A 13,426-nucleotide genomic window follows, 5' to 3' on the forward strand; every position below is an offset into this window, starting at 1 on the left:
CAATGAACTTCTATTTAGCCCCCATGGAAGGCCTTACCGGCTACATATACCGCAATGCATACCACGCCTGCTACCGCCCTATGGATAAATATTTCACCCCATTCCTGTCACCAAAGGCAAACAGCAATCTCAGCTTCCGGGAACTCAATGACATCCTGCCGGAGCACAACCGCGGAATGTATCTGGTTCCTCAGATTCTCACGAACCAGGCGGAAGATTTTATGCGGGTGGCGACGGAATTGCGGGAATACGGTTATACTGAATTGAACCTGAACCTGGGCTGCCCCTCAGGAACCGTGGTATCCAAGCACAAGGGGGCGGGATTTCTGGAGCGGCCGGACAGCCTGGACCGGTTTCTGGATGAAGTCTGCACAGGTCTGAGCCAGATGGGGATGGAGCTTTCCATAAAAACCAGGCTGGGGATGACCTCTCCGGACGAATTCCCGGGTCTTTTGGAAATTTATAACCGGTATCCCATAAAAGAGCTGGTTCTCCATCCCAGAATCCGCACGGATTATTATAAAAACACCCCAAACATGGATGCATTTTATAGCGGGTTTCACGGCAGCCGGGCCCCGGTTTGCTATAACGGGGATATATTTACTATATCTGACTATGAAACATTATGCGGAGAATATCCGGAACTGGATAGGGTGATGCTGGGACGGGGAATCATATCCAATCCCGGACTGCTGGATTGGATTGGGGTTGAAGCAGGTTTGGGCAATGCCAAAAACAACAAGGAAACATTAAGACAATTCCACCAGATGGTATACGAAGGCTACCGTGAAATCATGTCCGGGGACAGAAATGTCCTGTTTAAAATGAAAGAACTGTGGGCCTGCATGATTCAGATTTTTTCCGACAACGGAAAATACATTAAGAAAATAAAGAAATCCCAGAGACTGGAAGAATATGAGGCAGCGGTGGCTGCTGTGTTCCGGGACCTGGATATCCTGGAAGGTGCCGGATTCCGCACATATTAATGGCGGTATCCGGTATTTTCTGACTGTAATTTGTTCCTCTGCATTTCCTGGGTATTTTTGTGAAAACTGCGGGGATGATATTTCCCTGCCATTGTGCTATACTTTTAGATAATCCGCTTTTTCAATGACGCCGCATCCGATTTTGGTTCCGGAGTTTCCGGAAGGCTGGGATGTAAAGTCGTCGGCATGACTGTGAATGACAACCGATTTGCCGATGATGTCATCTGTGGAAAAGCGCTTGTCATAAAAGGAGAGCCAGGCATAACCCTCGTTCCCGAGAAGGGGAAGCAGGTCCCCTGCATGGTCCGGATGAGGTTCGCCGGAAGGATTGTAGTGGTCCCCCGTACGGGCGAAGTCATCGGAACAATCACCGTTCTGGTGAATGTGCATGGCATAAAAATCCGTGGAACCGGGAGCCTGTTTATTGGGAAGATTGAATATCTCGGCTTCCACCAGTACGCCCCCATAAGGAGTCTGGTAGAATTTCACCAGGCCGCTTAAGCCGGGCGCAGCACTTCCGCCTCTGACCCAGGCAATGGCGGCAGGGGCCCGAAAGCGCAGCAAATCAGCAAAGATGTCAGCAGGAGTGACAGATTGGTTGGCCATAATGGTCTCCTGTAAAAATGATTTCTTTATAGCATATGCGCATAAAAAAATAAGTTTACCTGAATCGGTAAACTTATCTTTCATTTGGAGGGGACCGGCAGAAGGGGAGCTGCCGGTCATAGGTATGAAAAAGTGTTTTCCTGTATAGTAAAAGGTCTATCGCCTTACAAGTATTACTATACAGGGAAAATGTGGCCAAAGTTTGAGCACACGCTAAAGATTCAATAAAGAAACTAAAGGGAAAATAAACAATTTATAAAAGCAGGAGTCAGATTATGGCAAGACGGTTCGTCAGAGGGGCGGAATACATGAAAGAATGGAGTATAAAAGAAACCGGAATGAAGTCATCAAACACAGGCCGCACCATTATAAGGCTGCTGGCAGCGGCGTCTGCAGCATTCCTTTTATTATCCACGCCTGCATACGCAGGGACCTGGTCACAGGCGGGCGGAACATGGAGATACCAGAAGGACGATGGGTCCTATGCCAGGGGATGGCTGCAGAGCACGGATGGGAAATGGTATTATTTTGATGCAAACGGAAGGATGCTGGCAGACACGGTCACACCGGACGGATACCAGGTGGGACCGGACGGGGCATGGGCGGATGGCGGCTGGGAAGCAGCCTATGATGCCAATTACCCACTGAAGGACTACCTGGACCAGGCCGGACTTCAGTATGTGGATGTCATTATGGGGTGGAATGCCAAGGGGGAGCCGGTGATGGAGAGGCGCCTGCGCCAGGATTATAATTATGGGCTGTACAATTATTTTGGCCTTTCCGATGATTTGTGCAAGGCATTGTACGGGGAGAGCGACCAGATAGGAACCGGGGAAACGGCTGTTGACGGCGACAGTCTTCTGGTACTGGGCCAGGTGGCCCTGTATCAGGAAAGCGTGGGAAGCGATACCTACAAGCAGCGGCGCAATGCCCTGGCCCTGGTGGTCCGGGATTATCTGAACAGCTACCGGTGGAGGGATACCAGCGAACTGGAGCGGGCAAAGCATGCAGCCCTTTACATTGCCTCCGGCTGTACGTATGATACGGGATTGTATACCAGGTTTGTTAACGGGGAAGACACCTCCGGGGACCCTTCCTTTACAGCCTATGGCTGTCTGGTAAACCATAAGGCTGTCTGTGAAGGCATTTCCGTGGCATACCAGATGCTAGCCAGGTCCATGGGCCTGAACTGCTTCTGTGCTCCGGATGACAATGACAAGGACCATATGTTTGTCTATGTGGAAGCGGGCGGCAGCTGGTATAAGGTGGATTTATCCGTGACAGGACTGATGCCCCAGACCATGGTGGACCGGTGCTTTAAGACCACTGCGAACCAGGAGGTGGAGCGTATTTTTGCTGCTTATTACAATAAGTCCAATCCATACATTGCCCATGTGGATTATGGAAACCTGGCTCCCGGAAAGGTATATGACTTAAGCGCCGGAGGACAGCTTCGGAAATATCCGTAGGCTGCGGCCTGGCCTGGGGAACACGGCGGCGGAAGAATTTTAAAGATGGTTTAACTGTTACCGGAACGTGATTCAGTAAAGCAATGCCGGAGACATGAAAGATTCCGGAAAGAAAGGACTGAGAATAATACAATGTTTGATAATCTGACAGCCAATGACATAAAGAAAATGCAGGAAGAAATAGAGTACCGGAAATTAGTGGTCCGCAAGGAAGCGCTGGAGGCAGTGAAGGAAGCCAGGGCTCATGGGGATTTAAGTGAGAATTTTGAATATAAGGCGGCCAAACAGGATAAGAACAGGAATGAGAGCCGGATTCGCTACCTGGAAAAGATGATAAAAACAGCCAGAATCATAACGGATAACTCCAGGGAGGACGAAGTGGGCCTGGGGGATACGGTGGAGGTTTATATACCCGATGACGATGAGACAGAGAAGTATAAGCTGGTAACTACGGTCAGGGGAAATTCCCTTCAGGGATTAATCAGTATTGATTCGCCTCTGGGCAAGGCCATAAGGGGACACAAGGAAGGGGATACGGTTTATGTGAAGGTGGACGACCGTTTTGGATATGATGTGGAGATACGTTCCATTGATAAGACCACGGAAGAGGATGAAGATAAGCTGCGCAGTTTTTAACAGAATAACATTTACGTTTGATTCTACATGGATTCAGGCCCGGCAGAAGGTTGAGAAGATTCAGCAGGTCTTGCCGGGCCTTCTCAGGCGGTAAAGGGATTCATACATAAAACAAGGGACAGAAGGAGAACCATATGGCGGCAGTTAACATGACGGAAGGCGGTATCACAAAACATCTGGTGGATTATTCCATTCCCCTGATTCTGGGCAATATGTTCCAGCTTACCTACAATGCAGTGGACTCCATCATAGCAGGCAGATTCATAGGAAAAGAGGCCCTGGCGGCGGAAGGCACGGCCAGCCCGGTGATGAATATTGTCATACTCGGAATATCCGGTATCTGCATGGGGGCATCCGTACTGATGAGCGAGTTCTATGGGGCTGGCCAGAAAGAAAAGCTGAAACGGGAAATGTCTACCACGGTCATATTCGGCTGTTATTTTTCAGTGTTGATAGCCATACTTGGAGGATTTTTCTCAAACCCCCTTCTCGGAGTGCTGGGAGTGCCGGAAGAGATACTGGGCAAGGCGGCTTCTTATCTGTCCATCATTTTTTTAGGCGCTCCGTTTACTTATTTTTACAATGCAGTGTCGGCCGCCCTGAAAAGCGTGGGAGATTCTAAGACGCCCCTTAAGTTTTTAGCCTTTTCTTCTATATTAAATGCTGTTCTGGATTTGATTTTCATCGGAGGTCTTGGATTCGGCATTGTATGCTCTGCTGTTACCACGGTCGTGGCGGAAGCAGCCTCGGCCTTTCTCTGTATAACATATGTGTATAGGAAAATTCCCATGCTGCAGCTCAGGAGGGGAGAGTTCACCATGGACAGGCAGCTTCTCAGACAGACTCTGCGTTACGGCAGCATTACGGCATTGCAGCAGTCCTGCCAGCCCATCGGAAAGCTGCTGATACAGGGCGCTGTAAACCCTCTGGGTGTGGATATGATTGCGGCTTTTAATGCGGTCAATCGAATTGATGATTATGCGTTTACGCCGGAACAGAGCATTTCCCATGGAATCACCACCTTTGTGGCCCAGAACAGGGGGGCAGGCAGAAAGGAACGCATCCGCAAAGGGTTCAGGAGAGGGCTGACGCTGGAGGCGTGTTACTGGGTCTTCATCTGTATAACCATTACCTTGTTCCGAAAGCCGCTTATGGGATTGTTTGTAACAGCGGGAAATGAGGGAATCGTGGCGTTGGGAAGCAGTTATCTGGGGATGATGGCGTTATTTTATGTGTTCCCTGCATTTACCAATGGAATCCAGGGATTTTTCAGAGGGATGGGGAATATGAGCGTTACACTCTTGGGGACCTTTGTCCAAACCAGCCTCAGGGTGGTATTTGTATACCTGTTAACGCCCGGAATCGGACTTCCGGGGGTTGCGTATGCCTGCGCCATAGGCTGGAGCGTAATGCTTTTGGTTGAGGTTCCTTACTATTTTTGGTTTATGAGAGATAAATAATGGAAAAACCCAGGAATCTGTAGTAGAATGTGTTATATATAGAATAACGCTTAGCCATAAGGGGGATACAAATGAAGGAGGAAAGTACATATTATCCGGCCAGAGTTGGGGAAGGCCTGACCGTATTCATGATGGGAAGTATAATGCTGGAATATAACAGGAAGCCCCTGCAGATTCCCGGAGGCCCTTCGGGAAAGGTACTGCAGCTGATACTTATACTGCTGTATTCAGGCGGAGAGGGCGTACACAGGGAGGAGCTTCTGGATATGCTCTACGGCAGCGGAGAGTGCTCCAATCCTTCGGGAAGTTTACGGGCAACGGTGTTCCGTCTCCGCAAGCTTTTGGAGGGCAGTGAATTGCCGCCCCGGGAATATATCCGCACAGACGGCGGAATCTACAGATGGGACAGCGGGGACCTGCCTGTGTATATCGATGCCAGGGATTTTGAAAATACGGCAAAGGAGGCCCTGCGCACCCATGACGAAATCCTTTTAAAACGGGCGTGCAGCCTGTATCAGGGTGAATTTCTGGCCCAGCTCGCAGGGGAGAAATGGGTATCAGTGGTGGGGGTGCGCTATCAGGAGCTGTATTTCAGCTGTCTGCGGGCTGCCAGCAGCCTTATGAAGAAAAACCGGGAATATAACGGACTTCTGGAGCTGTGCAACTATGCCTGCGAGCTGTATCCGTATGAGGAATGCCAGATTATGAAGATTGACTGCCTCATTGCCATGAAACGGTTTAAGGAGGCCATGCAGGTGTATGATGCTGCTGTTTCCCAGTATTTTGAGGAACAGGGACTTCCGCCTTCTGAAAAGATGCTGGAACGGTTCCGCATCATGAGCGGGCAGATTCGTTATACATCGGATACCCTTAAGGATATAAGGGACAGCCTCCATGAGAGGGACCGGATTAACGGGCCGTATTACTGTGCGTATCCGGCCTTTATCGACTGTTACCGGCTCCTGGCCCGCATGGCGGAGAGGGTGGATTTTTCCAGTGTGCTTCTGTGCTGCACCTTGCTGGATTCAAAGGGCAAGCCTCTGGATGCAGGCGGGGAACTATTAAAGGCTGCCTCGGAAAAGCTTCACGATGCCATAGGCAAATCCCTCAGGAAAGGCGACTTATTTACCTGCTATAATCCCAGCCAATATCTGGTCATGCTCAATGGCACGTCCAATGAGTATTGCCTGCGGATTTATGAGCGGATTGACAGGAACCTGCATCTCTGGGATGGAGGCAGGAAGGTGAAGCTTAATTACCAGGTGATGCCGGAGAGTCTGATGTAGGGGAGAAGTAAGATTGTGCAGGAAGATTAAGCGGGAAGATTATGCAGGAAGTTTGCAATAGAAAAAATTGGTTGGCAGTTGATAAGCCGTCGCAGTGGTCTGCGGCGGCTTTATTAATTACATCGAAAACATACAGTATACGAATTTAGAAAATAATTATCAGTCTGTCAGGCATGTATATTGGGCATAGCCCCATACCGGCCTTCCAGATACTGTTTACCATAGGCCTCATCGTTGCGCGGGATGAGGCCGTTTTCTTTTTTGTAACTGGAGAGAGGGTATAATTCGGTATCCTGTCCTTCCTGACGGCAGCAAAGCCAGATTTCATCCCTGCGCATCTGCGTTGGCTGCAGGATGGCGGTGTTGTGGGCAGTGAATAGTAATTGCGCATTGTGAGGATTTTTCTCGCTATTAGCATAAAGAGAAATCAGGTAACGGAGTGCATGGGGATGAAGGACACAGTCCAGGTCATCGGCCATCATGAGACTGCCGTCATCCAGGCTGGCCACAACCGAGGGCAGCAGTGAGAGCAGCTTTTTGGTGCCCATGGATTCTTCCTCCCATGGCAGTTCGAAGGTACAGCCTTCATAAGGACTGTGAACAAGGAAGGCGGCAGGAGACTTATGGTCGGAATCAGGTATGATGCTGTAATCCGTTATATCAAGTCCCAAATCCTGCAGGATGCGGCACAGTCTCCGCCGCGTGTCCATATCGGATGGCAGTTCCCTGGGGCTGTTTCCCTGTATTCTGCTGAACCAGGAATAGGCAGCCCTGGCATGCATGGAATCCGTATAAGCATTAAGCCATGACAGCAGAGTCACCGATGGAGGCACGGCCTTAAGGGAGAAGGAGATGAGTTCCCGTCCGGGATGGATGACGGATTCCTTCCTATTAAAAAGAATACCTGTATCACTTCCCCCCAGGCTTCCGTAGAACAGATTCTCCTCAACAATGGCTCCCTTTAAGAACTGGAGCTGGTAACGGAACAGAAATCCCTGACTGCGGAATAACACGTCAAACTGGGTTGGAATGTCCCTGCACTCAGATGATAACATGCAGTGCACATCCCTGATTCTGGTTGGCACGGTGACAGAGGCTGTAACCAGGGAGGAGAGACAGGACAAGGCGTTGAGAACCGTGGACTTCCCGCAGCCGTTAGGGCCATAGATTCCGATAAGAGGAAGGATGCGTTCGCCGTCAGACGGGTCCTTCAACAGGGTATTTTTATGTTCGTTAATGGAGGCAGGTAGGAAATCCAACAAAACTTCCTCTTTGAATGCTTTGAAATTTTTAAAACTGAACTGGACCAGCATAATAGCACCTCGAAATGTGAGAAAAAAACTCATGAATATGCGTCATTTGTATCTGAAATCATTTTACCATAAAATTGACAATAACACAATTAAAAATGAGGTTTTTTCTCACTGGCTGGGTATATTCTTAAAGTTTTATAAATGGAAATGTATGGGGACAAAAACATGGAAAGGTTATAAAAAACAGGCGGGATTTTATTGATATAAATAAAAAGTAACGAAAAATGTGGGATAAATAACGCTTTACGTAACGCCCTCTTTGCTATGATTATAGCGAGGGAATCTATAATTACATAAATAATTTAAGAAAAATTTTAAACTTTCTTAAATTGTAACCAGATTGTAACTGTGGTTTGCTATACTAGTTTCAGACAGTTGGATTTATCTGGAATCATGTAGAAGAAAAAATATGAGAGGAGTGTAAGTATGGAAGGACGAAAAAGGTCTGGCATGTTAAAGAAATCAGTTTATAACATGCGGAAGCGTCTGGTGGCCTTCGCGTTAGCGGCAGCCATGGTGTGCACCAACGTCGGTGCGGACCTGAACGCAGCGTATGCGGCTACATCGTCGTCAGAGTCTGTCACATTCGAAATGACTGGTTCCCAATTGGTGACAGCTATCGAAGAGGCAATCGAAAACGGCAATGTAATATCACCAGGCGACCTCGACTTTACCAATGGCGACATTGCGAAGTTTGAGAGTTTGTTCTATGGAGAAGGGAAGGTATTGGAAGTATTCCCGGACCCGGACGGCGGGAGTATGGATGCCGAACTGAGAGTGTTCGTACGTCTGCCGGAAGATGCCGATGACATGTATATGGTGACCGGCGATGAGGAGATTATCTTCTTATATGTGAATAATGGGGAAGATACAATCAGCTGCTCCACCAACATCACCAGGATGGACGATGGCGTAGAGAAGGTTAAAAAGACCAAGAGGATTACTGTAAAGAGCTTTGAAGCGGCATATGGCGATGAGGAGATTAATTACATTTCCAAGCCGGCAGAAGAGACTACAGCTCCTGCACCGGAAGATGTCAATGGACCAGCAGTTGAGGAAACCACAGTTCCTGATACCACAGCACCAACTGATGAAGGAACCGTAGATGATACAACGACAGTTGCTCCGGATGAAAATGAGTCAACGGATGCTCCGACAGAGGAACAGACCACGGCGCCGGAAGAAGGCAGCACGGCTCCGACGGAGGAACAGACTGAGGCATCTACAGAAGCAGCTACCACAGAAGAGGCAACGACAGAAGAAGCTGCGGCTCCGGAAACAACTGAGGAAAAAACTCAGGAAGCCACAGAAGCAGAAGTAAAAGAAACAGAAGCTCCTGAACCGGAAGCAGCAGAGCCGGAAGCGGCAGCTGGTGAACCAGTGGCATCCATTATCCGCCATTATGCACCGGTAGTTGCTGATAATGAGGAAGGCAATGCTGAGGAAGCTCCTAAGGCTGATGAGGCAAAGGAACCTGAGGCTGAGCCGGAAGAAAAGACGGAACCTGTTAAGGAAACAGAGGCTCCGACAGAGAAAGAGACAGAGCCGGAAACCCCAGCAGAGACTGAAAGTACCAAGGAAGCGCAGGAAGGAAATACAGAAGAATCTGCAACAACTGCACCGGATGAAACATCTGCCGAGGCAGGGGAGAGCACGGACCCAAGTGAAACAACCACTGAGGGAACAACCGCTGCTCCGTCAGAAGGTGATGAGACTACAGCTCCTGAGGCAACCACAGAGGCGGCAGAGACACCAGCTGAAACAAAAGAGGTTCAGGTAGGAACTCCTTCTGAAGTTACAAAACCAGAAGTTAAGCCGGAAGAGACAGTTAATAAGGCAGTGACAACTGATTTGGTTGGTATAGGATACTGCAGCACTGCTAAGGTATATACCACTACGATTAATCAGCTGAAGGCTTTGGATGATTTTGAGGGTTATAAGGTTACTTATTCCATTAATCCGGGAGCCAGCGCGCGTATTGTGGATGGCGCCAGGGGTGTGGAAGAAGGTAATGATTTAACATTTGGTGTTGTAAATCAGATTGGTTATGAGACAGAAAGTGTAGTTGCCAATGGAGTCATTTTAACAGCTGACTCAATTGAAGACGGGGGGGATGGTACCCAGATAGCATGGTATACTGTTTCTGGAATTACGGAAGAACAGGATATCCAGGTAAATATGAATGAAATAGCACCCCATCCGGCATATTACGATTCTAAAGTTATTAAGGGTATTAGAATCGAAGTGTCAGCAGGCCAAGGTGTATTACCCGAAGATACTATACTGGATGTTAGGGAAGTGACCAATACATCACAGTTGCGTAAAGCTGCACAGGATGATGTTGACCCATCAATGGAATCCGCGAAAGTTGTTGACGTTATTGCGTATGATATTAAGTTACTGACTCCGGATGGTAATAATGTATATTTTGACGGTGAGACTGTTAATGTTAGGTTTTCAGGTACTAGAATAGAAGAGAATTCTAAAGATGCCGATTTGATTCAGATTTCATATGTAGAAAACGATGGAGTCTCAACAAAAGAGGCGGTAGAAAATGCAAATGCAAAAGAGCTTGCGGTAACCACAGTAGAGGAAAAAGATGTATCCGGTACTGCGACAGAAGATGTAGCATTTGATGCACAACACTTTACGGTCGTTGAGATTCGAATGATAGAAACCAGGGAAGCAGATGAGCATGTAGTTAAATTCTTTTCTAGCGAAGATGAATCAGAGCCATTTGTGGTTCAGTATGTAAAAGACGGTGAACCTACAACTGCCCCTATTGTTCCTGATAAAGAAGGGTACACATTTGCAGGATGGGTTGATGAGAATGGAGTTCCAGCTAATTTTGATTCTATTACATCAGATTGTGTTTTTTATCCTTTATATACACAGTTGGAATCAACGATTACTTTGAGAGTTGATTATGTATATGAAGATGGTTCAAGAGCTGCGCAGCCGTTCATTGCCAATATATTAAAAGGTCAGAATGCTGATTATCAGGTAACAAGTCCTGTTCTTGATGGCTTTAGCGTAGAATCAGGAAAGGAATCAGTCGCCTTTAATGGTATATATGAAGAGAGCCAGGCTGTTACTGTCACATATTATGGTGAAGAACGTAGCTATAAGGTAGAACACTGGCTTCAGAATCCGAATGACGATGGATATACCTTAAAGGATACGGAAGATTTGACTGGTCATGCAGGTACTCGTACTGAGGCAGTGGCTAGAGATTATGAGGGTTTTACTGTACAAAGCTTTAATAATGTAACAATTGGAAATACTGGAGATATTACAGTACGTATTAATTATAATCGCAATTATTACTTATTACAGTATCACACAGATGGTGGAACGTATATTGCACCTAAGAGATTACGCTTTGGGGCGGAAATTCCAGCAGGGGATAGTCCTACTAAATTAGGGTATGATTTTAATGGGTGGGATAAGAATTTAACCACTATGCCTAATCAGGATATTGTTATTACTGCTAAGTGGAACTCCAAAAAGCGGGCTGATTATACTGTTATATACTGGCAGGAGAAAGTCCCGGATAAAGATGGTAAAGTTAATGGGTATGATTTTAAAGAATCCGTAGTAATTAAAAATGCGTATGTTGGTAATGATGCAACATATACTACAAAAACATACGAAGGGTTTAAACTTAATAAGGATTTAAGTAATGTACCCGTTAAAATTACGGCTGATGGAAAAGCAGTAAAGAATGTATATTATGATAGGGAAACGTATTATGTTCGTTTTTATGATGAGTGGGGGAGTGATGAATATACAAATTTAAAAATCACAGCAAAATTTGGCCAGGATATCTCAGATAAGTGGAATGATGATGTTCATTCTAAATACTTATGGAAAAATCCAGATAAAAGTTCTTTCTTAAATCCGAGTTATTATTCATTACAGTTTAATATGCCGGCACATGATTTAAAAGCGTATAATGCAGGCGAGAAGGATAATGATTACAATATAATTTATTATGTAGAAGGACTTGATGGAAAAAGAAAAGTAGAAAAAGTTTACAAAATTAGCGAATTTATTGGTCTGGATAGTAGTGATAAGGCAGAAATTCTTGGCTTTACTTGGAATGACTGGAGGGTATATCCAGGTAATTTCTGGGGCATAGGTAACGACTCTGGAACATATTATAAAAATAGTGCATGGTTGTATTATACTAGGGATACAAAAGAGATACAATTTTTTAATGCTACAGGAGTAAAAAAAGCCTATGTGAAGTTTGAGGCTAATATTTCTCAAGCGGAACCAAAAGGTACTATTGGAAGACCAACAGGAGTGGATTCAGATTATATATTCGATGGCTGGTACACCTCACCAAGTTTTGAAAAGGCCGTTGATTGGAAAAATGATACTATGCCTGCATATAACTTAAAGTTTTATGCTAAATGGAAAGCTCCGGAGTATACGGTTTCTTTTGAAACAAATGGAGCAGGCGTTATTTCTCCACAAACAGTGACTAAGTATGAAATAATAAGTTTACCCGATAATCCAATAAAGGCGGGGGATGAATTCTTAGGTTGGTATATTGACGAAGCATGTACAATGCCATTCATCAAAAACCAACAAATCACTTCTGACATGACTTTGTATGCAAAGTGGAGTAGTAGTGAAGAGTTTAGCTACACAGTTCGCTATGTGGACGAAAATGGAGAACTTATAAGTAATCCTGTAAGCGAAGATGGTACGCCTATTACCAATCCGCAAGAGCCAATGATTGTCAGCAAAGACGCAACTATAGTAGTCGATGCACCAGCTATTGCTGGTTATACCGCAAAAGTTCCGTCTATGAATGTATTGATTGATGAAAATGGGAAGCAGATTGATGTGGAGTATGTCCGGCATAGAGAATGGCAATATACAGTAAAGTATGTTGACGAGGCAACCGGGGATGACATCATAGGCCCCATCCCATACGTAACAACAGACAATGTGGTGATGGTTTCATATTTGCCAATAGATAATTATATTTTGGCAGGAGAAGCACAGATACAGGTGAGTCCTGACAATACTATAGCTACTTTCAGATATAAGAAAGACCAGTCAACTTATAGAGTAATCCACAGGCTGTTAGATGCAAATGGGAATAAGGTACGTGATGTAGTTGATGAAATTAAAACAGCTAAAATTGGTACCTATGTAACTGAACCAGCAAATGATTATACTAATAACGAACCCTCTCAGAATTATATTTGTATATCTAATGATGTTAGAGAACGTAGCGGTGTAGTCAATCGAAAAGGTACTCTTACAATTATAATTCGTTATGCATTGGATGCAAATGGTCCAGATGAGAAACCGGATGTAGTGCCTGATATGTATGAATATCCAATTATCTATAATGGAAATGGCGCTACAGAAGGAAGTACTGTTGATAATGGAATTTATCCAGTGAATACGGATGTATTTGTGAAAGCAAATGGATTTATTAAAGCAAATTCCACCTTTGTTAATTGGAATACCGTGGCTGATGGAAATGGGAATGACTATGCTATAGGTAGTACCATAAAGATGGAAAAAGGTGGTCTTGAATTATTTGCTCAATGGAAACTGGATGAATATGGATACAGCGTGCATTACTTCTACGATGAAGTAGAGGATGAGGACGAAGCTGAACCGGGTAACGGTCTGTATGGAAGC

General features: G+C 45.8%; 8 protein-coding genes. 6 read left to right on the forward strand and 2 right to left on the reverse strand.

Going from position 1 to position 13,426, the window contains the following annotated elements:
* The first annotated feature begins 2 nt into the window (after nucleotides 1-2).
* Nucleotides 3-986, forward strand: a complete 984-nt coding sequence (locus I2H39_RS05900; RefSeq protein ID WP_195626065.1) for a tRNA-dihydrouridine synthase — start codon at nucleotides 3-5, stop codon at nucleotides 984-986.
* A gap of 96 nt (nucleotides 987-1,082) precedes the next feature.
* Here I2H39_RS05900 and I2H39_RS05905 read toward each other — a convergent pair whose 3' ends face one another.
* Nucleotides 1,083-1,592, reverse strand: a complete 510-nt coding sequence (locus I2H39_RS05905) for a superoxide dismutase family protein (protein WP_138309749.1) — start codon at nucleotides 1,590-1,592, stop codon at nucleotides 1,083-1,085.
* A 275-nt stretch (nucleotides 1,593-1,867) separates the two neighbouring features.
* Between I2H39_RS05905 and I2H39_RS05910 the strand changes: the two genes are divergently transcribed.
* The 4 genes from I2H39_RS05910 (at nucleotide 1,868) to I2H39_RS05925 (ending at nucleotide 6,443) form a co-directional block, all read left to right on the forward strand.
* Nucleotides 1,868-3,061 (forward strand): hypothetical protein, encoded by a 1,194-nt coding sequence (locus I2H39_RS05910; protein ID WP_240305362.1) that lies wholly within the window; start codon nucleotides 1,868-1,870, stop codon nucleotides 3,059-3,061.
* A gap of 132 nt (nucleotides 3,062-3,193) precedes the next feature.
* Nucleotides 3,194-3,697 (forward strand): transcription elongation factor GreA, encoded by a 504-nt coding sequence (gene greA, locus I2H39_RS05915; protein ID WP_195626066.1) that lies wholly within the window; start codon nucleotides 3,194-3,196, stop codon nucleotides 3,695-3,697.
* A gap of 134 nt (nucleotides 3,698-3,831) precedes the next feature.
* On the forward strand, nucleotides 3,832-5,157 hold the full coding sequence (locus I2H39_RS05920) for an MATE family efflux transporter (protein ID WP_195626067.1): 1,326 nt from the start codon (nucleotides 3,832-3,834) through the stop codon (nucleotides 5,155-5,157).
* Between the two features lie 71 nt (nucleotides 5,158-5,228).
* Nucleotides 5,229-6,443, forward strand: a complete 1,215-nt coding sequence (locus tag I2H39_RS05925; protein WP_195626068.1) for a BTAD domain-containing putative transcriptional regulator — start codon at nucleotides 5,229-5,231, stop codon at nucleotides 6,441-6,443.
* Between the two features lie 167 nt (nucleotides 6,444-6,610).
* Here I2H39_RS05925 and I2H39_RS05930 read toward each other — a convergent pair whose 3' ends face one another.
* The gene (locus I2H39_RS05930; protein ID WP_330640798.1) at nucleotides 6,611-7,789 is read right to left on the reverse strand and encodes an AAA family ATPase; all 1,179 of its coding nucleotides are present in this window, start codon (nucleotides 7,787-7,789) and stop codon (nucleotides 6,611-6,613) included.
* Between the two features lie 393 nt (nucleotides 7,790-8,182).
* Between I2H39_RS05930 and I2H39_RS05935 the strand changes: the two genes are divergently transcribed.
* Nucleotides 8,183-13,426, forward strand: a 5,244-nt coding sequence (locus tag I2H39_RS05935) for an InlB B-repeat-containing protein (RefSeq protein ID WP_195626070.1), incomplete at its 3' end; no start/stop codon positions are given.

It is taken from the genome of Clostridium sp. 1001283B150225_161107_B6 (genome assembly GCF_015556325.1).
Lineage (GTDB): Bacteria > Bacillota > Clostridia > Lachnospirales > Lachnospiraceae > Enterocloster.

Excerpts from the sequence above, each read along its gene's own strand:
- I2H39_RS05900 (WP_195626065.1), top strand. The coding sequence starts at position 3 with ATGAACTTCTATTTAGCCCCCATGGAAGGCCTTACCGGCTACATATAC.
- I2H39_RS05905 (WP_138309749.1), bottom strand. The coding sequence starts at position 1,592 with ATGGCCAACCAATCTGTCACTCCTGCTGACATCTTTGCTGATTTGCTG.
- I2H39_RS05910 (WP_240305362.1), top strand. The coding sequence starts at position 1,868 with ATGGCAAGACGGTTCGTCAGAGGGGCGGAATACATGAAAGAATGGAGT.
- greA (WP_195626066.1), top strand. The coding sequence starts at position 3,194 with ATGTTTGATAATCTGACAGCCAATGACATAAAGAAAATGCAGGAAGAA.
- I2H39_RS05920 (WP_195626067.1), top strand. The coding sequence starts at position 3,832 with ATGGCGGCAGTTAACATGACGGAAGGCGGTATCACAAAACATCTGGTG.
- I2H39_RS05925 (WP_195626068.1), top strand. The coding sequence starts at position 5,229 with ATGAAGGAGGAAAGTACATATTATCCGGCCAGAGTTGGGGAAGGCCTG.
- I2H39_RS05930 (WP_330640798.1), bottom strand. The coding sequence starts at position 7,789 with ATGAGTTTTTTTCTCACATTTCGAGGTGCTATTATGCTGGTCCAGTTC.